Origin of the sequence: Sphingomonas sp., assembly GCA_019635535.1 — a bacterium.
Classification (GTDB): Bacteria; Pseudomonadota; Alphaproteobacteria; order Sphingomonadales; family Sphingomonadaceae; genus Allosphingosinicella.
In genome coordinates this window covers 1,322,578-1,342,428 of record JAHBZH010000001.1, presented here as the reverse complement: position 1 = coordinate 1,342,428, position 19,851 = coordinate 1,322,578, and the positions used below count along the sequence as shown (strand labels likewise).

At 68.5% G+C, this 19,851-nt stretch carries 22 protein-coding genes; 10 read left to right on the top strand and 12 right to left on the bottom strand.

The genetic code is table 11. The annotated features are described in order from the left end of the window. Nucleotides 1-22 precede the first annotated feature (22 nt). The 3 genes from KF780_06920 to KF780_06910 all read right to left on the bottom strand — a co-directional run bounded on the left by KF780_06920 (nucleotide 23) and on the right by KF780_06910 (nucleotide 4,012). A complete protein-coding gene (locus KF780_06920) occupies nucleotides 23-889 on the bottom strand; it encodes a hypothetical protein (protein ID MBX3561532.1) in 867 nt (288 codons plus the stop codon). Further along, nucleotides 886-1,392 (bottom strand): hypothetical protein, encoded by a 507-nt coding sequence (locus KF780_06915; GenBank protein MBX3561531.1) that lies wholly within the window; start codon nucleotides 1,390-1,392, stop codon nucleotides 886-888. Before KF780_06915 ends, KF780_06920 begins: the two co-directional genes overlap by 4 nt. Nucleotides 1,393-1,567: 175 nt before the next feature. Then, nucleotides 1,568-4,012 (bottom strand): zinc-dependent metalloprotease, encoded by a 2,445-nt coding sequence (locus KF780_06910; protein MBX3561530.1) that lies wholly within the window; start codon nucleotides 4,010-4,012, stop codon nucleotides 1,568-1,570. Nucleotides 4,013-4,126: 114 nt separating this feature from the next. On the opposite strand from KF780_06910, the gene ychF reads away from it, so the two are divergent. Beyond that, the gene (gene ychF, locus KF780_06905; GenBank protein ID MBX3561529.1) at nucleotides 4,127-5,227 is read left to right on the top strand and encodes a redox-regulated ATPase YchF; all 1,101 of its coding nucleotides are present in this window, start codon (nucleotides 4,127-4,129) and stop codon (nucleotides 5,225-5,227) included. 18 nt (nucleotides 5,228-5,245) lie between these two features. Next, nucleotides 5,246-6,460, top strand: a complete 1,215-nt coding sequence (locus KF780_06900; GenBank protein MBX3561528.1) for an alkaline phosphatase family protein — start codon at nucleotides 5,246-5,248, stop codon at nucleotides 6,458-6,460. On the opposite strand, the gene KF780_06895 is transcribed toward KF780_06900, so the two are convergent. After that, nucleotides 6,457-8,223, bottom strand: a complete 1,767-nt coding sequence (locus KF780_06895) for a bifunctional metallophosphatase/5'-nucleotidase (protein MBX3561527.1) — start codon at nucleotides 8,221-8,223, stop codon at nucleotides 6,457-6,459. The genes KF780_06900 and KF780_06895 overlap by 4 nt on opposite strands. A gap of 119 nt (nucleotides 8,224-8,342) precedes the next feature. Between KF780_06895 and KF780_06890 the strand changes: the two genes are divergently transcribed. Continuing rightward, entirely contained in the window at nucleotides 8,343-8,792 is a 450-nt protein-coding gene (locus tag KF780_06890; GenBank protein ID MBX3561526.1) for a MaoC family dehydratase, read from the top strand. 90 nt (nucleotides 8,793-8,882) lie between these two features. On the opposite strand, the gene KF780_06885 is transcribed toward KF780_06890, so the two are convergent. From KF780_06885 to petA, 3 genes are read right to left on the bottom strand one after another with little or no spacing between them, the layout of a single operon-like run. Continuing rightward, on the bottom strand, nucleotides 8,883-9,734 hold the full coding sequence (locus tag KF780_06885; GenBank protein ID MBX3561525.1) for a cytochrome c1: 852 nt from the start codon (nucleotides 9,732-9,734) through the stop codon (nucleotides 8,883-8,885). Nucleotides 9,735-9,749: 15 nt separating this feature from the next. After that, nucleotides 9,750-11,042, bottom strand: coding sequence for a cytochrome b/b6 (locus tag KF780_06880; GenBank protein MBX3561524.1), 1,293 nt, complete (start codon nucleotides 11,040-11,042; stop codon nucleotides 9,750-9,752). Between the two features lie 11 nt (nucleotides 11,043-11,053). Beyond that, on the bottom strand, nucleotides 11,054-11,617 hold the full coding sequence (petA, locus tag KF780_06875; protein MBX3561523.1) for a ubiquinol-cytochrome c reductase iron-sulfur subunit: 564 nt from the start codon (nucleotides 11,615-11,617) through the stop codon (nucleotides 11,054-11,056). Between the two features lie 165 nt (nucleotides 11,618-11,782). Between petA and KF780_06870 the strand changes: the two genes are divergently transcribed. The 3 genes from KF780_06870 to KF780_06860 are packed head-to-tail and all read left to right on the top strand — an operon-like array spanning nucleotide 11,783 to nucleotide 13,667. After that, nucleotides 11,783-12,232 carry a tRNA (cytidine(34)-2'-O)-methyltransferase gene (locus tag KF780_06870; GenBank protein MBX3561522.1) on the top strand — a complete coding sequence of 150 codons (450 nt, stop codon included), beginning with the start codon at nucleotides 11,783-11,785 and terminating at the stop codon, nucleotides 12,230-12,232. After that, a complete protein-coding gene (gene hemF / locus KF780_06865) occupies nucleotides 12,229-13,092 on the top strand; it encodes an oxygen-dependent coproporphyrinogen oxidase (protein ID MBX3561521.1) in 864 nt (287 codons plus the stop codon). Before KF780_06870 ends, hemF begins: the two co-directional genes overlap by 4 nt. Next, nucleotides 13,083-13,667: a GNAT family N-acetyltransferase gene (locus tag KF780_06860; GenBank protein ID MBX3561520.1), complete on the top strand. Its 585-nt coding sequence runs from the start codon at nucleotides 13,083-13,085 to the stop codon at nucleotides 13,665-13,667. Before hemF ends, KF780_06860 begins: the two co-directional genes overlap by 10 nt. Here the strand turns inward: KF780_06860 and KF780_06855 are convergent. Then, the gene (locus tag KF780_06855; GenBank protein ID MBX3561519.1) at nucleotides 13,664-14,476 is read right to left on the bottom strand and encodes a glycerophosphoryl diester phosphodiesterase membrane domain-containing protein; all 813 of its coding nucleotides are present in this window, start codon (nucleotides 14,474-14,476) and stop codon (nucleotides 13,664-13,666) included. The two genes, KF780_06860 and KF780_06855, sit on opposite strands and share 4 nt — an antisense overlap. A 62-nt stretch (nucleotides 14,477-14,538) precedes the next feature. On the opposite strand from KF780_06855, the gene lipB reads away from it, so the two are divergent. The 4 genes from lipB (at nucleotide 14,539) to KF780_06835 (ending at nucleotide 16,779) form a co-directional block, all read left to right on the top strand. Beyond that, nucleotides 14,539-15,219 carry a lipoyl(octanoyl) transferase LipB gene (gene lipB, locus KF780_06850; GenBank protein ID MBX3561518.1) on the top strand — a complete coding sequence of 227 codons (681 nt, stop codon included), beginning with the start codon at nucleotides 14,539-14,541 and terminating at the stop codon, nucleotides 15,217-15,219. 91 nt (nucleotides 15,220-15,310) lie between these two features. Beyond that, nucleotides 15,311-15,577, top strand: coding sequence for a hypothetical protein (locus KF780_06845; protein MBX3561517.1), 267 nt, complete (start codon nucleotides 15,311-15,313; stop codon nucleotides 15,575-15,577). A gap of 139 nt (nucleotides 15,578-15,716) precedes the next feature. Next, nucleotides 15,717-16,004, top strand: a complete 288-nt coding sequence (locus KF780_06840; GenBank protein ID MBX3561516.1) for a hypothetical protein — start codon at nucleotides 15,717-15,719, stop codon at nucleotides 16,002-16,004. Between the two features lie 100 nt (nucleotides 16,005-16,104). Further along, entirely contained in the window at nucleotides 16,105-16,779 is a 675-nt protein-coding gene (locus tag KF780_06835) for a hypothetical protein (GenBank protein ID MBX3561515.1), read from the top strand. Between the two features lie 7 nt (nucleotides 16,780-16,786). Here the strand turns inward: KF780_06835 and queE are convergent, their stop codons facing one another. The 4 genes from queE to KF780_06815 all read right to left on the bottom strand — a co-directional run bounded on the left by queE (nucleotide 16,787) and on the right by KF780_06815 (nucleotide 19,701). Beyond that, on the bottom strand, nucleotides 16,787-17,413 hold the full coding sequence (gene queE / locus KF780_06830) for a 7-carboxy-7-deazaguanine synthase (protein MBX3561514.1): 627 nt from the start codon (nucleotides 17,411-17,413) through the stop codon (nucleotides 16,787-16,789). Then, nucleotides 17,410-18,111 carry a 7-cyano-7-deazaguanine synthase QueC gene (queC, locus tag KF780_06825; GenBank protein ID MBX3561513.1) on the bottom strand — a complete coding sequence of 234 codons (702 nt, stop codon included), beginning with the start codon at nucleotides 18,109-18,111 and terminating at the stop codon, nucleotides 17,410-17,412. The genes queE and queC overlap by 4 nt, the downstream gene beginning before the upstream one ends. Nucleotides 18,112-18,272: 161 nt before the next feature. Then, on the bottom strand, nucleotides 18,273-18,683 hold the full coding sequence (locus tag KF780_06820; GenBank protein ID MBX3561512.1) for a hypothetical protein: 411 nt from the start codon (nucleotides 18,681-18,683) through the stop codon (nucleotides 18,273-18,275). Nucleotides 18,684-18,780: 97 nt separating this feature from the next. Continuing rightward, nucleotides 18,781-19,701 carry an Hsp33 family molecular chaperone HslO gene (locus KF780_06815; protein ID MBX3561511.1) on the bottom strand — a complete coding sequence of 307 codons (921 nt, stop codon included), beginning with the start codon at nucleotides 19,699-19,701 and terminating at the stop codon, nucleotides 18,781-18,783. Nucleotides 19,702-19,851: the final 150 nt, after the last annotated feature.

The following is a 19,851-nucleotide window of genomic DNA, read 5'->3' as shown; positions in this document are numbered from 1 at the left end:
GGGCGCACGTCGGCATCGTGCGTCAGTCGCTTGTCGCCGTCTCCGTCCCGGCCGACGCCACATCGATCACCCGATCGCGTTCATAGCCGAGCACGCCCGCCACGGGCGTCATGCGGCTGACCAATATGCCGAAATAATTGGGCATCTTGTCCGCCGCCCGGAACCGCGCCGGCACGATAGAATGTCCAGCCAGCCGGTCCGGGCTCGCCATGCTTTCGGTATAAGGCGTCAGCGACATCGCCGTGAGGTTGCTGATGCCCGGATTATATGATCGCCCCGCCCTGATCGCCTCGGCGATGGGATAGCCGATTTCACCCAGATCGGCGATCTCGCCGGCGCGCGCCTCGAAGGTGACGCTGCCCATGCACAGGCAGGTTCCGATAACGCCATTGGCGCTTGCGATCATGTCGCCGTAGATGGTGTAGACTCCCGGTTCGAGCGTCATGAAATAGCCGCGATTGTCGCCGTCGCGGGCGAACAGCCGCCCCCCCATGATGTCCACGAAATTGCCCATCTCCGGCGGCGGATAGCTGGCCTCGAATGCGTCCCGCATCATCTCATCGGGCCGCGGATCGGCGCAATAGGCGAGCCGCGCATTGTCGCGACAGCTGCTCTGCAGGCGCTCCCATTGCACGATGCGGCGCTGCTGCCGGTCGTGTGCGCGCGCGAAGGCGGTCTCGCGCGCCGCGGCATGCGCTTCGGCCTGCGCCGGCGTCACTTCGCGCAACAGGCGCAGGTCCGCCCGGATATTCGACCGGAAGAAGATATAGGCCTTCTGCGGATCGATCACGACCGGATCGCGCTGCCCGAGCTGGTCGCGCGCCTGCGCCACATGGACATGGGCCAGCAGGGCCAGCACTGCGCCGACCAGTGGAAGGAGCCTTCTCATTCGACGATCTCCCCCTGGCGCGGCGTCGGCCCCGACGCGACCCTGGCCTGAATCTGCAAGAGCCGCAGCCGTTCGCCCTCATCGATCCGGCGGTTGCCTTCCTCGAAATTGAAGGCCTCCCAAAGCGGCTTGGAAAGGCCGTAGATGCGGTAGCCCTTGAAGCCCATGCAGGTGCGCATGTTGTAGCGCCGCTGGCGGCGGCGTTCGGCCGATCCGTATATGGCGTCGGCCAGGGCATTGCCGATGGCGCCGCCGATCGCACCGCCGATCGTTCCCGCATAAGCATAGGGCACAGGCTGGTAGGGCACGCGGTGCGTCAACCCCCGCGCATAGCCGTCACATTCCAGAATATCCATATAAGCGGTATCGAAATCCGCATCCGCGCGATGGAAATAATAATATTTGTCGTAATTGCTTTCGATGTCCGGGTCGGGCGTGAAATCGAGATTTGGCAGATCGATTGTCGCCGGATCGATCCTGTTCTGGAAACCGGCATCAGTCATTTCGACTCTGCCCTGCGCATGAGCTTGTAAAGGACTGCATAACAGAACCGCCGCAGAAGCGGCTGCGCCGATAAACGGCACATGGCTGCGCTTCATTATGTCCCCCCCAACCACTTTGTCCGGCGCAAGACTAGCTGGGCACCGGAGAAAGTAAACTCTCGTTCGATAGGCTCGGCTATTCCCCCAGCCAGCCCTCGTCCGCGCCGCCGATCGGCATGCCGGGCGGAATCTGGGGCACGCGGTTGCGGTCGGCCAATGCGGCGGCGAGCGCGTCGGAGTCGCCGAGCAGGCGGCCCAGCCCCCGGCCCCATTCCGCCTGCACGCCCCTCCCCGACGCACCGGCGAGCTGGCGGCCGAGCCGGTCCAGCCGGTCCGACAGGGCCAGCGCGATGGTGGGCGACAGAGCCGCATGGCGCTGGACGCGGGCGAGCTCGAGGATGGTCGTGGTCGCCACCCGCTGCTGCACTGCCGCCTGCGCGGCGTCCAGCCCGCGCGTATCGAGCACCTGCGCGAGCAGTCGCTCGATCAGGGCCTGCGGCGTCATCTGCCGCGCATCGGCCTGATGCTGCAGCTCGAGTCGGTTGAGCCGCTCCGGCGCGAGCAGGCCGGCGAGCGTCACCGCCGCTGCGGTTTCCGAGGCGACCAGCGGATCGAAGATCGACCCGCCGGCGGTGCGGAAGATTTCGATCGTCTCCTGCCGGTTCGGGCCGCCCGACCAGCCGGCGGAAAGATAGGGCAGCAGGTTCGCCGGCACGGTGAGCGCGTCGGGCGACAATGTAGCGAGCAAGACGTCGAGCGCGGCGGCCTGGGCGGCGGGAGCGACGACCTGCGCCGCCTCCTGCCCGTCGCCATTGCGCGAATAGGCGAAATCGACGCCGCCGACGAGTTTCACGGCCGCCTCGACCTGATAGCGATGCAGCAGCCAGATCGGCACGAACTTGCGCCTGAGGTTCGACACCGCCTCGCCCGGATAGAGTGCGCGCGGCCCGAAGCGCGAAACGGCGGCGCGGCGCACCTGCATCATCCGGGTCAGCTCCGCCACCGGATCGGCGAAATCGTCCCACAGGCTGCCGAACGGATGCGCGGCGCCGGCCGGCCGCGCGTCATTGTCGCCGACGAAGCGCAGCCCCTCGGTCAAGGCGGCGGTCATGCGCGCGTCGCCCTCGGCATCGGTCCCCGCGCCATAGAGCCAGTCCACCGCGAAGCGGTCCCAGCGACCGATGCCGACGCCATAGGCGTCCGAAAGGTCCGGTACGCCGTCGACCAGGCCGATGCGCGGCGCGGGATAGTCCATCACCGAATAGCGGCCGTGGAAGCTGCCGGCGAAATTGTGGGCGATGCCGAGCGCGTGGCCGACCTCGTGCGCGGCGAGCTGGCGGATGCGGGCGAGCGCGGCCTGGATCGGATCGTTCGGCCCGCCCGTCCCGGTCCGGTCGGCGCCGACCAGCCCTTCGAAGATCAGCATGTCCTGCCGTACCCGGAGCGAGCCCAGCAGCACCTGGCCGCGGATGATCTCGCCGGTGCGTGGATCCTCGATCACCTGGCCATAGGACCAGCCGCGCGTCGCCCGGTTCACCCAGTGGACGACGTTGTAGCGGATATCGAGCGGATCGGCGCCCTCGGGCAGATATTCGACGCGGAAGGCGTCGATGAAGCCCGCCGCTTCGAAGGCATCGCGCCACCAGGCCGTGCCTTCGTAGAGCGCGGTGCGGATCGGCTCCGGCGCGGCGGTGTCGATGTAGAAGACGATCGGCCGGCGCACGCGCGAGCGCGGCGCGTCCGGATCGAGTTTCTCCAGCCGGAAGCGGTTGGCGAGCTCGTAGACGATCTCGCGCCCCAGCGGCTGGGCATAGTCCACCACTTGCGTGCCGAATACGCCCGCGCGCGGATCGAAGCGGCGCGGCGCATAGCCGGCCTCGGGCAGGCGGATCAGCGAATGGCGCGCGACGAAGCTCAGATTGCCGTTCACCGGCGAGATGTTGTTGACCTCCGCCGTCGAACTGGCGGCGACGAAGGTGAGCCGCGCACTCAGCTCGATATTGTCGGGGAAGACCCGCACCGCATTGGGATCGGCGGCGCTGAGTTCGCTGGCGAAGCGGAACTCCCCGCCCGCGCCGCGCAGCCGCTGCGCGACGTTCATGTCGTCGCGCGCGATGAAGGAGGAGATGTCGACCAGCATGCCGCCGTCCGCCGTCTCGGCCGCGACATCGCCCATCCAGATCGTCGAATAGGCGAAGCTGCCGGAAACGCCGCGCCGCTCCATCGCCGTGCCGGTGGAGGCGCGGAAGCGGTCATTCTCGATCTCGGCGACGATCCTGCGGCCCAGCCGGCGGAAGACGAGAATCTTGGAGCCGCCGGACAGCCCCCGGTCCAGCCCGATCGGCGCGGAGCCCAGGCCCGTCTCCAGCCCGGTCACATAGAGGAAACGCCCCGAAATCCCCTGCGCGTCCGGCGCTGGCAAGGCGATGAGGATGCGGCCCCGCCGCCGATCGACATGGACCGGCAGCAGCCCCTCCTGCGCCGTCGTGCCCGCCAGCACCTGCGCCGGCGGATCGATGGCCAGCGCCGGCGCGGCGGGCATGGCGGTGGCGAGCAGCAGACAGACGAGACGCAGCTTCATGAAAAGACCCCCTTGGTTGGCGCGGGAGACTAAGCTGGCATTTGGCGAGCGCAACGTCTAACGGACCTCTCGCGCGGGCTCTCGCCCGGCCTTACCCACATTTCAGGACGGATCATGGGCTTTCGTTGCGGAATCGTCGGGCTGCCGAATGTCGGCAAGTCCACCTTGTTCAACGCGCTGACCGAGACGGCGGCGGCGCAGGCGGCGAACTATCCGTTCTGCACGATCGAGCCCAATGTCGGCCGCGTCGCCGTGCCGGACCCGCGCCTGCAGGAGATCGCGCGGATCGCGGGATCGAAGGCGATCATCGAGACGCAGCTCGAATTCGTCGACATCGCCGGGCTGGTGCGCGGCGCCTCGACCGGCGAGGGGCTGGGCAACCAGTTCCTCGGCAATATCCGCGAGGTGGACGCGATCGTCCATGTCCTGCGCTGCTTCGAGGACGGCGACGTCACCCATGTCGAGGGCCGCGTCGATCCGGTGGCGGACGCCGAGACGGTGGAGACCGAGCTGATGCTCGCCGATCTGGAAAGCCTGGAAAAGCGCGTCCCCAATCTCGCCAAGAAGGCGGCGCAGGGCGACAAGGAGGCGAAAATCCAGGCCAGCGTGCTCGGCCAGGCGCTGGAGCTGCTGCGCGTCTCCAAGCCCGCCCGCCTCACCGAGCCGAAGGACGCCGAGGAGGCGCGCGCGCTCGCCCAGGCGCAGCTCCTGACCGCCAAGCCGGTCCTCTATGTCTGCAATGTCGACGAGGGCGACGCGGCGAGCGGCAACGCGCACAGCGCGGCCGTCTTCTCCCGGGCCGAGGCGGAAGGGGCGAAGGCGGTCGTCATCTCGGCGGCGATCGAGGCGGAGATCGCGACCATGCCGGCGGAGGACCGGGCCGAGTTCCTGTCCGATCTCGGTCTTGCCGAGACCGGCCTCGCCCGCATCATCCGCGCCGGCTACGACCTCCTCCATCTCATCACCTATTTCACCGCCGGGCCGAAGGAGGCGCGCGCCTGGACGGTGGAGAAGGGATCGAAGGCGCCGCAGGCCGCCGGCGTGATCCACACCGATTTCGAACGCGGCTTCATCCGCGCCGAGACGATCGCCTTTGACGATTTCATCGCCTGCGGCGGCGAGGCCGGCGCGCGCGACAAGGGCAAGCTGCGCTCCGAAGGCAAGGACTATGTCGTGCAGGACGGCGACGTCCTGCTCTTCCGCTTCAACGTGTAACGGAGCCGTGCGAAGGGAATGGGCATGAGGGACTTTCTTTTCGCCCGCCTGCTTGCCGCTCTCTTCGCGCTGGCGCTTCCCGCCGCCCAGGCCGAGGCGCGCGCGCCCGTCACCATTCTCGTCTCGATCGATGGCGCGCATCCGTCCTATCTGGGGCGCGGCGATACGCCGCATCTGGACGCGCTCGCCGATGCCGGCGCCTCGGCGGCGCTGCGCCCGTCCTTCCCGACCAAGACCTTCCCCAATCACCACACGATCGTCACCGGCCTGCATCCGGACCGGCACGGGATCGTCGACAACAACATGGAGGACCCCGAATGGACGCGGCGGCGCTTCACGCTGGGCGACCAGCAGATGTCGCTCGATCCCTTCTGGTGGCGCGACGCCGAGCCGGCCTGGACCACCGCCGAGCGCGCCGGCATTCGCACCGGGACGATGTTCTGGCCCGGCGCCGAGGTGGCGCATGACGGCATCCGGCCGAGCGCCTGGAGCCGCTACGACATGAACGTCACCGAAGGGCAGCGGATCGAAACGGTGCTGGACTGGATGCGGCGGCCGGCGGACATCCGGCCGCGCTTCGTCACGCTCTATTTCGACACGGTGGACTGGGAAGGCCACGATCATGGCCCGAACAGCGAAGAGGTGCGCACCGCGATCCGCAATGTGGACGCGCTGCTCGGCCGCCTGGTCGCCGGGCTCGCGGAACTCGGCCAGCCGGCCGATTTCGTCATCGTCTCCGATCACGGCATGGCGGAGACCAGCTCCGAGCGGGTCGTCCTGATCGACGACTGGCTGGACCGCGAGACCTATCACCTGATCTCCTCCGGCGCGTTTCTCTCGCTCGCGCCGCAGCCGGGGCGCGAGGCCGAGCTCGCCGCCCGCCTCGCCGTCCCACCGGCCCATGTCCAGTGCTGGACCCGCGAGACGCTGCCGGCGCGCTTCCTGTACGGCACGCACCGGCGCGTGCCGCCGCATTTCTGCCTGGCCGACACCGGCTGGCTGATCGAGCGGCGGGCGCCGGAAGCCCCCTTCACGCGCGGGATGCACGGCTATGACAATCGGGACGACACCATGCTCGGCATCTTCATCGCCAGCGGCCCCCGCCTCGCGCGCGGCGCGGCGCCGGCGGAGCTCAATTCGGTCGATATCTATCCGCTGCTCGCCCGCCTGGTCGGCTTTCCGCCCAATGCCCATCAGGGCGATGCGGCGGCCACGGCGGGGCTGCTCCGCTAACGGCGATCCAGTCGCGTGACTCGCCCCCCGGCCGGCGGCGCGATGCGCGCGGTGCCGCTCAGATAGGCTTCCAGCGCATCGACGTCCTGCGCGCCGCCCACCGCATCCGTGCCCTCGCGGAACAGTGTCAGCCCGTCGCCGCCGGTGGCGAGGAAGCTGTTCATGGTCACGCGATAGCTGGCGTCGTCGCGCAAAGGGGCATCATCGAACGAGACGCTGACGATGCGCTGCCCCTGCGGCCGGGTCATGTCGTAGCTGTAGGTGAAGCCGTGCGACGGCATCAGGATCGCGGGACGGTCCCCGCCATTGGGCGCGACGAACTGTTGTTCCAGCAAGGCGCGGATCTGCGCGCCCGTCATCGTCTTCACGACCAGGCCGTTGCCGAAGGGCTGGACCGCGAAAATCTGGCCATAGCTGATGCCGCCGTCCGCCCCCGGGATGAGATCGGTGCGCACCCCGCCGATATTCATGAAGGCGATGCGGGCGCCGCCCGCCTCCGCCGCGCGCGTGGCGGCGAGCTGCGCGTCGGCGATGAGATAGCCCAGCGTCGATTCGCCCGCGTCATTGGGTCCGCGCGGCGCCGGGCCGGCCAGCCGTCCCACGGTGCGCGCCGCGATCGGCGCGGCGGCGGCGGCATAACGCCGCACCAGTGCGCCGACGGGCGCGTCGGCGGCGAAGCGCGGCCGGGCGTCGGTCAGCGCCACCTCGCCCGCGCTGCCGCGATAGCCTTCGCCCTGCACGATCACCGGCTCCGCGCGGCGCGAAACGACCCGGCCGGCGACCGGATCGATGGTCAGCGTGATGTCGGTCAGCATCGTGCCGCTGCGCCCCGCGCTCGTCACCAAAAAGGGCCGCGCCGGATCGAGCCGCCCATAGTCGCAGATATAGGCATTGTGGGTGTGGCCGGAGACGACCAGGTCCACCGCCGGATCGAGCCGCGCCAGGATCGGCATCAATTCGCCGTCCATGCCCCGGCAGGTGCGATCCTCATAACCCGCCTCGGTCGAAACGCCCTGATGGATGACGACGACGATCGCGTCCGCCCCCTCGCTCCGCAGCCGGGGGATGAGCGCGTTGATGCTGTCGGCCTCGTCGTCGAAGGTCAGGCCGGCGACACCGGCGGGCGTCACATGGGCGGGCGTCTCCTTGAGCGGCAGGCCGATGATCCCCACCGCCACTTCCCCCGCGCCACTGCCGAAGCGTCGGATCGCGTAAGCGGGGAACAGCGTATTGCCGTCCTCGGTCCGCACATTGGCGGCGAGGAAACCGAAGCTGGCGCCCGGGAAATCGGCATCGATGCGGCAGGGCTGCAACGCGGTATGCCGTTCGCAGCCGCCATGCTGCATGCGCAGCAGCTCCTCGCGCCCGCGATCGAATTCGTGATTGCCGAGCGCGTTGAAATCGAGCCCGATCATGTTCATCGCCAATATGGTCGGCTCGTCGAGGAACTGGGCGGAGACGAGCGGCGAGGCGCTGATCAGGTCGCCCGCCGCGACCACGACATGATTGGGATTGGCGTCGCGCAGCGCCCGCACAGCGGTGGCGAAATAGGCCGCGCCGCCGGCCGGCACCTGCACGGTGCCCGCATCCGTCGTCGCCGGCACGCTCATCCGCGGCGGCTCCAGCGCGCCGTGGAAATCGTTGAAGGCGATGATCTTGACCTCGACCGGCGCCGGGGCGCGCGGCGCGCTTTGCGGCGTCGCGCAGGCGGACAGGGCGGCCAATGCCGCCAGCATTCCGAACATGCTCCGCTTCACGCCCATTCCCGCTCCCCTAGACGGCCGATCAGCATCTTGCATGACACGGGTGGGATGTCACCCATATGACGCCTTGCTTTCGGTTCGTTCGGTTGCAAAGAAGAACGGAGATACAGGAGCCTGACGTGAGATATCTCGAGGACATGGAAATCGGCCGCAAGGCGCGCTTCGGCGCCTATCAGGTGACGCGCGAGGAGGTGCTCGAATTCGCGCGCAAATATGACGCGCAGCCCTTTCACCTGTCCGACGAGGCGGCGGCCAGGACCCATTTCGGCCGGATCGCGGCGAGCGGCTGGCACACCTGCGCGATGACCATGTCCATGCTGGTCGACTATCTCGGCACCGATCCCCAGGCCGGCCTGGGCTCGCCGGGCGTGGACGAGCTCAGATGGCTGAAGCCGGTCTATCCGGGCGATACGTTGCGGGTGGAGACCGAGGTGGTGGACGCGACCCCGTCCCGCTCCAAGCCGCAGCTCGGCTCGATCCGCTCCAACGTCACCGTGTTCAACCAGGACGACGTGCCGGTGATGCGCTTCACCTCGATCGTCCTGATGCTGCGCCGGCCGGCGGCTTAGCCGGCCCGATCCCCGTCCCGAAACGCAGAGCGGCGCGGCATCCCGGTGGGGGTGCCGCGCCGCCGTGCATTTCATAATGCCGAAGCCGGCTTACTCGCCCTCGTGCTTCTTCGCGTGCCAGATATTCTGGTAGGACAGATAGGCGAGCACGGTGGCGAAGAGCAGGAAGATCAACACCACGACGCCCATATTCTTGCGATCGTCCATCCGGGGCTCCGCCGCCCAGGTGAGGAAGGCGGCCACGTCGTGCGCCATCTGCTGGCGGGTCGGCGCCGGATTGCCGGGCGCGTAGGTCACCTGGCCGTCGGCGGTGATCGGCGGCGGCATCGCCAGGTTGAGGTTCGCGAAATAGGGATTGTAGTGCAGCCCCGTGCCCGGCCGGCTCGCTTCCGGCAGATCGGCGGGCGGATCCTGATAGCCGGTCAGCAGCGATTCGATATAGGGCGCCCCGCCCTCGCGCGCCTTGACGATCAGCGACAGGTCCGGCGGGAAGGCGTTGCTGTTGGCGGCGCGGGCCGCGACCTCGTTCGCATAGGGCTCGGGGAAGCGGTCCGACGGGATGGCCGGGCGGGTCGCCGGCTCGCCGGTCGCCTCGTTCACGGTCGGCACCTCGATCGGCCATTGCGCGGCGATCGCGCGCACCTCGGCCTCGCTGTAGCCGATCTCCGAAAGATTGCGGAACGCGACATAGTGCAGGCCGTGGCAGGCCGCGCAGACCTCGCGATAGACCTGGAAGCCGCGCTGGAGCTGCTGATTGTCGTAACGGCCGAACGGGCCGGTGAACGAATAAGGCTGGAGCGGCTGATGCGGTTCCTCGTGGAAGGCATATTCCGCCGGCTTTTCGGGCGGCTCCTGGATGTAGGAGATCGCGCCCCAGAGCAGGGACCATGCAGCGACGCTGCAGAAGCCGAGACCGACCAGAAAGCCGAGAATGCGAACCATGTGAATCTCGTCCCCTTATTCGGCCGCGGCCGGCGCGGCCGCCGCGGTGCCGTCATTCGCCTTGGCGCCCAGCACGCTTTCCGAGATCGAGTTCGGCAGCGGCAGCGTCTTCTCGACCATCGACAGGATCGGCAGGATGATCAGGAAGAAGGCGAAATAGTAGATCGTCGCGACCTGGCTGATCATCACCCAGGGCTCCTCGGCCGGCTTGCCGCCCGCCACGAAGAGCAGCGCCAGCGCGACCAGCCAGACGATGAAGAAGATGCGGAAGGTCGGCCGGTAGCTGCCCGAGCGCACCGGCGACTTGTCGAGCCAGGGCAGCAGGAACAGGATCAGGATCGACCCGAACATCGCGATCACGCCCCACAATTTCGCCGGCAGGATGAAATCCACCGTGAAGGCGCGCAGGATCGCGTAGAACGGCCAGAAATACCATTCCGGCACGATGTGCGCGGGCGTCGAGAGCGGGTTGGCCGGGATGTAATTGTCGGCATGGCCCAGCAGGTTCGGCGCGAAGAAGGTCAGCAGCGCGAGACCGATCAGCGCGACGCCGGCGCCGAAGCCGTCCTTCGCGGTGTAATAGGGATGGAACGGCACCGTGTCCTGCGGGCTCTTCACGTCCACGCCGGTCGGGTTGTTCGAGCCCGGAATGTGCAGCGCCCAGATGTGCAGGATGATGACGCCCGCGATCACGAAGGGCAGCAGATAGTGGAGCGAGAAGAAGCGGGTCAGCGTCGCCTGGTCCGGCGCGAAGCCGCCCACCAGCCAGGTCTGGATCGGCTCGCCCACCAGGGGAATCGCCCCGAACAGGCCGGTGATCACCTGCGCGCCCCAGAAGCTCATCTGGCCCCAGGGCAGCACATAGCCCATGAACGCCGTCGCCATCATCAGCAGGAAGATGACGAGGCCGAGCATCCACACCATCTCGCGCGGCGCCTTGTAGGAGCCGTAATAGAGGCCGCGGAAGATGTGGAGATAGGTGACGATGAAGAAGAAGCTCGCGCCGTTCGCGTGCAGATAGCGCAGGAACCAGCCCGAATTGACGTTGCGCATTATGTGCTCGGTCGAGGCGAAGGCGGTGTCCGCATTGGCGTTGTAATGCATCGCCAGCACGATGCCGGTGACGATCTGGATAACCAGCGCCAGCCCGGCGAGCACGCCGAAATTCCACGCGTAATTCAGGTTGCGCGGAACCGGATAGCCCTTGCCCACCGAATTGTAGACGAGGCGCGGCAGCGGCAGCCGCTCGTCCATCCAGCGCATGAACGGGTGCTTGGGAACATATTGCTCAGCCCAGGGAAAGCTCATCTCTTTTGACCTCAGCCGATGCGGACAGCGGTGTCGGACGTGAATTCATAGTCCGGCACGACGAGATTGGTGGGCGCCGGGCCTTTGCGGATGCGCGCGGCGGTGTCGTAGTGCGAGCCGTGGCAGGGGCAGAAATAGCCGCCATATTCGCCGCGATTCTCGCCCTCGGCGGCGCCCAGCGGCACGCAGCCCAGATGGGTGCACACGCCGAGCGTGATCAGCCAGTTCTCATGGCCTTCCTTGGTGCGCTCGGCCAGGGTCTGCGGATCGCGCAGCGACGCGACGTTGACCGCGTTCGCCGCCTGGATCTCGGCCGCCGTCAGGTTGCGGATGAAGATCGGCTGCTTGCGCCAGATCGTCTTGATCGCCTGGCCTTCCTCGATCGCCGACAGATTGACGTCGATCTGGGCCAGCGCCAGTACGTCGGCCGACGGATTCATCTGGTTCACCAGCGGAATCAGCAAAGCGGCGCCACCGACGCCGGCCGCGCTCACCGCGGCGATATTGATGAAATCGCGGCGTCGCACGCCTTCGCCCTGAGGGGACAAACCCTCGCTTTGTTCAACCGCAGCCATAACGTCCTTCGCGTGCCAATGAACCCGAATACACGGACACCGCCCCCATGCGCGGCCTTCCGGCCCAGCGGCTCGCGGGCCTGATAGCCGCGCGATGCGCATTTTGCCAACATCGATTTTGACCGGAGCGCGACACGCCTTGCCACATGCGCTATCCGCCGCCCCATGCGCCTCGCCCTTTACCAGCCCGACCAGGCGGGAAATGTCGGCACGATCCTGCGCCTCGCCGCCTGCCTGGGCGTGCCGGTGGACGTGATCGAGCCCTGCGGCTTCCCCTGGGGCGACCGGGCGCTGAAACGCGCGGGCATGGACTATGCCGAGATCGCCAATGTGACGCGCCATGCCGACTGGGCGCGATTCGAGGCCGCCGCACGCGGCCGGATCGCCCTCCTCACCACGGCGGGCGGCGTCCGCCTCGACGAAGCGCAGTTCGAGGCGGGCGACACTTTGCTATTCGGCTCCGAGAGCGGCGGCGCGCCGGACCATGTCCATGCGCGCGCCGATCTTCGGGTGCGGGTTCCACAGGTTTCCGGCACCCGGTCCTTGAACATCGCGGTCGCGGCGGGCATCGCGCTCGGCGAAGCGCTCAGACAGACGAGAAGGTGGCCCGAATGATCGAGCTCGACGACCAGCAGCAGGCGGCACGCGACTGGTTCGAGTCGCTGCGCGACCGGATCTGCGCCGAATTCGAGGCGATCGAGACCGAGGCCGGTGGTGACGCGCGCTTCCAGTACACGTCCTGGGACCGCGCGGACCCGGACGGATCGCCGGGCGGCGGCGGCGTGCGCGGGGTGATGAAGGGCCGGGTGTTCGAGAAGGTGGGCGTCAACGTCTCCACCGTCGGCGGCCGCTTTTCCGAGGAATTCGCCAGGACGATCCACGGCGCGGGCGACGATCCCCGCTTCTTCGCCACCGGCATCAGCCTGGTCGCGCACATGGCCAACCCGCATGTGCCCGCCGTCCACATGAACACCCGCTTCCTGCGCACGACGCGCAGCTGGTTCGGCGGCGGCGCCGATCTCAACCCGCCGATCCCCTATGACGAGGACACGGCCGATTTCCACGCGCGGCTGCGCGCCGCCTGCGCCGCGCACGACCAGACCTATTACGGTCGCTTCTCGAAATGGGCGGAGGACTATTTCTTCATCCCCCATCGCGGCGTGCATCGCGGCGTCGGCGGCATCTTCTACGACCATCTCGAATGCCTGCCGCCCGGCGAAGGCACGACCTTCGAGGAGAATTTCGCCTTCACCCGCGACGTGGGCGAGGCCTTCCTCGACATCTTCCCGAAGCTGGTGCGCCGGCGGATGGCGACGCCCTTCACCGACGCCGATCGCGCCCGCCAGCTCGAATGGCGCGGCCGCTATGCCGAATTCAACCTGATCTACGACCGGGGCACTCTGTTCGGCCTCAAGACCGGCGGCAATGTCGACGCCATCCTGATGAGCCTCCCCCCGCTGGCGACATGGGAGTGAGCGCAGCGCTCACCCCTGTGCCCTACGGCCATGTCGCGGCGATCGTGACCTATCTGGAGATGCTCGCACCGCCACCCGCCGCGCCCGTACCCGAATCGCCGCTGCGGCTGGAGCGGTGGGACCCGGTCGATCCGGCGCGCTACCGGGCGCTGTTCCGCCGGGTCGGGGCGCGCTGGCTGTGGTTCTCGCGCCTCGCGATGGACGATGCGACCTTGCTGGCGAAGGTCGCCGAGGTCCATGCCGTCACCGATTCGGACGGCGACGCGGCCGGCCTGCTCGAGCTCGATTTCACCACGCCCGGCGAATGCCTGATTCGCTTTCTCGGCCTGACGCCGGCGCTGGCCGGACAGGGCCATGGCAAGTGGCTGTTCGCGCAGACCCTGCGCCTCGCCTGGGCGCCGGGGGTCAACCGCCTGCGCGTCCACACCTGCAGTCTCGATCACCCGGCGGCCCTGCCTTCCTATCTGCGCGCCGGTTTCAGGGCCTATGCGCGCGCCTACGAAAGCTTCCCCGATCCGCGCCTCGCCGGCCTGCTCCCCCGCGATTGCGCACCGCAGGTACCGATCCTGGGTTAGGCAGTGCCGGCGAGCTGGGCGTAGATGCGTGCCAGCAGCGTGGCGAGATAGGCGCCGATCACCGTGTTCACGCCCGCCATCGCCAAGATGACGATGAGCATCGAAAGGCTGCCGGGCGCGAGCGGGCCGATCAGCAGCGCCGCGACGAGGCCGACGACGCTCTGGATCGCCGTGCCGAGCACGCCCAGGGCGATGCTGACCAGCAGGATGAAACCGATCAGCTTCCAGCTGTGGCCGGACGTCAGCGTCCAGCTGCGCCGCATCAGGGCGAGCGGCCCGCCTTGCTCCGCCGCCGCGGCCGGCGTCATCACCAGCAGCCGCGCGGCGAGCAGGATGACCAGCGGCAGCATCAGCGCCATCATCAGCCAGGTCGCCGTCTCGAGTTCGGGGGTGGGCATGCCCGATTGCGCGCCGGCCATCGCGCCTGGCACCAGCGCCATGACGATCATCGCCACGATGAAGAAGGCCGCGATCAGCGCGACGACCAGGACGATCACGGCGACGATGAGCGTGAGGAAGCGGGCCGTACCGCGGGCTATACCCTCGCCCACCGACGCGCCGGGGCGCAAGGCGAGATGGCTGATCGCGATATTGCCGATCGTGCTGGCAATCAGCGCCACCGGCACGGCGAGCGTCCACAGGCCCATGGGAGGCAGCTCCGCCGGCCCGGCGGGTGCCGGGGTCAGCGCCGTCAGCGCCGCCACCGGCAGCGCGACCAGCATGAAGGCCAGCGGGAAGAGCAGCCGCGCCTCGCGCGCGACGAATCCGGCCGTTTCGTTCCAGGCCGTCGTGATCGACAGATTCGCCATGTGCTTCCCCTCTGCTGGCCACGCGGTTATGCGCGAGCGCGATGGACGGCGCAACGCATCCGATGGGCGATCCGGCCCGGTCCGGGACGGCCGAAGCCGTGGAGTGGCGGCTGTCGCCCGGCCTGACCGCCTTTGAGAACGCGCTCGCCGACATGGAGGCGCGCGCCGCGGCGATTCGCGCGGGCGCGGGCGCCGAACGCATCTGGCTGCTGGAACATCCGCCGCTCTACACGGCCGGGACCAGCGCCGATCCCGCCGAATTGTTCAATCCGCGGGGATTCCCGGTCCACGCCGCCGGGCGCGGCGGGCGCTACACCTATCACGGGCCGGGCCAGAGGGTCGCCTATGTCCAGCTCGATCTCGACCGGCGGGGACGCGACGTGCGCCGCTATGTCCACGCACTGGAAGGCTGGGCGATCGACGCGCTGGCCGCGCTCGGCGTCGCCGCGCGCCGCGCGCCGGGCCGGATCGGCATCTGGGTCGATCAGGGGGACACGGAAGCGAAGATCGGCGCGATCGGCGTGCGGGTGCGGCGCTGGGTGACGCTGCACGGCCTGGCGATCAACGTCGATCCGGACCTGTCGCACTTCTCCGGCATCGTGCCGTGCGGCATCGCCGAATTTCCGGTGACGAGCCTCGCGGCGATGGGGCTGTCCGACGCCGGCCCGGCGCTGGATCGCGCGCTGGAGGATGGCCTGCCGGCCTTTCTGGCGACGCTCGCGCCGGAATCCGCACAGGCTTGAGGGCATCCTCCTTTCCGTATAATGTGCGCGGCGATTTGGGCTAAAAGGGGGCCAACCCGACCAAATCATTACTCTAGGGAGACCTTCCAACATGCGTGACATCTTCAAGAAAGCGACCACCGGTGCGATGATTGCCGGCGCGGCCCTGATCGTTGCTGCCTGCGGCGGCGCGTCGACGACGGCGGACAACACCGCCACCAACGACATGGGCGCGGACGCGACCTATGACGCCAATGCCGACATGGGCATGGACACCAACATGACGCTGGACGCCAACGCGACCGACGCCACGGCGACGGACGCCAACGCGACCGACGCGGCCGCGACGGACGCCAACGCGACCACCGCCGCCGAGTAATCGGACGCTCAACCTTCTGGGTTGCGGGAGGCCGCCGGGAAACCGGCGGCCTTCCTTTTGGGCTCCGCGCGGCTTGCGCGGCGCGCGACGGGCGACGATAAGGCCCCCGACCGACGCAAGAGGCATAAAGGAGGACCAGATGCGCGAACTTCTTTCCACCACCCGCATTTCGATCATCGCCGGATCGGCCCTGTTCGTCGCGGCCTGCGGCGGCGGCGAGACCGCCGTCAATGAAAGCGCGGCCAACGACATGGAAAGCAACTTGCTGCTCGACGCGCCCGGCAACGACGCGAGCGCGCTGGAATCGGTGGAGCCGGTCGAGTCGGCCCCGCCCGTCGCCAATCTGGGCGAGGCAGAGGTGACGGGCGAGACCAGCGGCGGCGACACCGGCGGCAACACGGTCGACAACGACGTCGCCGGCATGTGACGAGGCGTGGCCGGCGCGCGACGGACGGGCCGGCGAAGGATGGGGCGCGCGACGGCGGCTTGCTAGATTCGCGCCCGAGTTGTCGCGGGGAGTAAAGGCCATGTCGTTCACGCCGAAGCTGAAACTGGCCGCCGCTCTGGGGCTCGCGGGCCTGCTGGCCGCCGCGCCCGCCGCCGCGCAGGTGCTGCTGTACGATCCGCAATTCCCGTCCGGGCCGATCGAGCCCGGCGATCCGCTGGTCGGCGTGCCGCTGCCGGGCGCCAATCCTGCCGAACAGCGCGCCCATCTGATGTGGAACATGCGCTCCGGGCTCAACGTCGCGGCGCTGCAATGCCAGTTTTCGCCGTACCTGCGCACTGTCGACAATTATAACGGCGTGATCGATCATCATGCGCGCGAGCTGCGCGAGGCCTATGCCGCGCTGGAAGGCTATTTCCGCCGCGTTCACGGCCGTGCCGGGCCGCGCCGGTTCGACGATTATTCCACCCAGACCTACAACAATTTCTCGACGCTCCACGCGCAACTGGGCTTTTGCCAGACGGCGGCGCGGATCGGGCGCGAGCTGCTCGCCACCCGGCGCGGCGACTTCTACACCGTCGCCTCGGCCCGGATGCGCGAGCTGCGCAACAGCCTGACACCGGCCTACGACACCTATATGTTCACGCGCACGCCGATCGCGCTGGGATCGATGACCTTCACCGTCGATTGCACCCAGATCCGCGACCGGCGCCAGCGGCGCGACTGCGAACGCCCGCCGAGCGCACGGCGCCGCTAGACCGAATTCAGGGCAGCCCCAGCAGTTTGTGCGTCTGGAGGCTGAGCCGCCAGCGCGGATTGGCCAGGACGAAGGCGATCGATGCCGCCAGCGCCGCCTGGCCGTCGGCGCAGTCCATCGGCTGGATCAGGAAATGGCGGAAATCGAGATCGGCCAACGCCGCCGGGTCGATTCCCTCCTGCGGCCAGACCAGCTTCAGTTCGTCGCCGCTGCGCTGAACCAGCGCATTGCCGGCCTTGGGGCTGACGCAGATCCAGTCGATCCCGTCCGGCGCCGGCAGCGTGCCGTTCGTCTCCACCGCGACCTCGAAGCCGCGCGCGTGGAGCGCGTCGATCAAGACATTGTCGAGCTGCAGCATCGGCTCGCCGCCGGTGATCACGACGAGCGGACGTTCGCCCCCGGCCCACAGCGCCGTCACCTTGTCCGCCAGCGCGGCCGCGCCGTAACGCCCGCCATTTTCCCCATCCATGCCGACGAAATCGGTGTCGCAGAAGGTGCATTGCGCCCCGGCCCGGTCCTGCTCGCGCCCGCTCCACAGGTTGCAGCCCGCCAGGCGCAGGAACACGGCCCGCCGCCCCGCCTGCATCCCCTCGCCCTGCAGCGTCAGGAATATCTCCTTGACTGCGTAGCTCATGGCGCCGCCGCGTAGCGGGTCGGATCGCCCAGCCCCGCTTCCTCGAACCCCTTGGCGCGCAGGCGGCAGGAATCGCACAGGCCGCAATGCCGTCCGCCCGGCGCCGGATCGTAGCAGGACCAGCTCATCCCCGCGTCGAGGCCGAGCCGCGCCGCCTCGCGGGCGATGTCGGCCTTGCTCATCGCGATCAGCGGGGTGTGGACGGTGAAGCCCTCCCCTTCCACGCCCGCTTTGGTGGCGAGATTGGCCATCGCCTCGAACGCGGCGACGAAGTCCGGCCGGCAATCGGGATAGCCCGAATAATCGAGCGCGTTGACGCCGATGAAGAGATCGCGCGCGCCAGCCGCCTCCGCCCAGCCGAGGCACAGCGACAGGAAGATCGTGTTGCGCGCGGGCACGTAGGTGACCGGAATCACGCCCTCCTCCACCCCGTCCTTCGGCACGGCGATCGCGTCGGTCAGCGCCGATCCGCCGAATTGCGTCAGGTCGAGCGGCAGCACGACATGGCGTTCGGCGCCCAGCCGAGCGGCGATCCGCGTCGCCGCCTCCAGCTCGATCCGATGGCGCTGGTTGTAATCGATCGTGAGCGCGAGCAGCCGGAAACCCGCTTCGCGGGCGAGGCCGGCGGCGACCATCGAATCGAGGCCGCCTGACAGGAGGACGACGGCAAAGGCGGCACTGGGCGGGGCGACGTTCATGGCGCGCGATATAGCGAAGCCGCGCCCAAAAAGAACGGGCCGCTCCTTTTGAAGGGAGCGGCCCAGTTCAGGCTGGAAAGCCTGCTAGGGAGGAAAGCGTGCCCAACGGCACAAGACCTTCCTAGCAAAGACTTGGTAAACAAGCGGTTAACGATGAAAACTCAAGCGCATGCACCAGTCCGCCGGGCCTCCGCGCGCAAGGCGAAGGGCGCGCCGCGATCCAGCCCCTGGCTGTCGATCTGCGCGAGCCGCGGCGTTTCGACGAGGATCTCGGTGCGGCCCGAGCCCACGCCGGGGCAGGAATAGCGCACCGTCACCGAGCGCGCGTCGCTGGAGATGACCGACTGCTGGCAGGCGAGGCCGCGATGATAGGGCTGGGCGAGCGCCGCGCGGTCGCCCAGGCAGATCGCGGCGATCAGCGCGTTGCCCGCGCCGCGCAATTCCCACTGGCCGGCTTCGAGCCGGTCCAGCAACGGCAGCGCCGGCCGCGCCTGCGGCACGGCGGGCCCGGCCAGCAGCAGACCCGCGCCCAGGGCGATCGCGGTCCGGCGAAACGCAATGCTTCTCGTCATCAGCCACTCCCGAAAAAGCGGCCGGCAGCCCCCCAAAGCGCCCGGCTGCGCCGCGCATAGCAAAATTACGGTGCCGAATCGATGCGCGTTCGCGCGCTCATTCCTCCAGATCGGCGAGGCTGACCGGAAAGACGCGCGAGCAGAATTCGCAATCGACGCGGATCACGCCGTCCGCGTCGGCCATCTCGCCGCGTTCGTCGGGCGGGAAGCGGGCGATGACGCCCCGCACATGTCCGGGATCGCAGCGGCAGCCGCGCGCCAGCGGCGTTTCCGCGAGCGTGCGGATTTCCTCCTCCTCGTGAAACAGCCGCCACAGCAGATCGTCGAGCGGCAGGCCGGCATCGGCCAGTTCGTTGCCGCGCACCGTCTCGGCCAGGATGCGGACATGTTCCCATTCCGGATGATCGGCGCGCGCATGCAGCCGCTCGCGCCCCTCCTCGCCCTCCGGCAGATGCTGGAGCAGCAGGCCGCCCGCGACATGGCCGCTGTCGTCCACCGCGATCCGCACCAGGCTCGGAATCTGCTCGGACTGGCAGAAATAATTCTCCGCCGCCTCGGCCAGGCTGTCGCCCTCCAGCGGCACGATGCCCTGATAGCGCTCGCCGGTCGCCTGCTGGTCGAAGGTGAGGGCGAGATAGCCCTTGCCGAACAGGTCGCACAAGACGGGCAGCGGCGGCCCCTCGGCCAGCCGCTCGGCATCGAATCGGACATAGCCGCGCAGCTCGCCGCCGCGATAGTCGGCGACGAGCAGGTCGACGATCCCCTCCTCGGTCTGCGCCTGAAGCGTGAGCTGCCCGCCCGCGTCCTTCAGCAGCGCGCCGAGCAGGGCGGTCAGCGTCAGCGCCTCGGCGAGCACCCTTGCGATCGGCGCCGGATAGGCATGGGCTGACAATATCTCGTCCAGCACCGGCCCCAGCCGCACCAGCCGCCCGCGCGCATGGCGGCCGGGCAGCGCGAAGCCGAGCGCGGCGTCGAGATGAACGGTCCCGGCCGGATGGGAAACGGAATCGTCGGGCATGGCGCCGATGTGGCGACGATGGCGCGGGGTTCAAGCCGCATACCCCTCCTCCGATCAGGGACGGATTCCTCCGGCCGCGCCGGTGTGCGAATTATCCTCTCCGCCGGCGGGAAGTTATGTTACGCCGCCGCAGGACAATTGCGGGCCGGA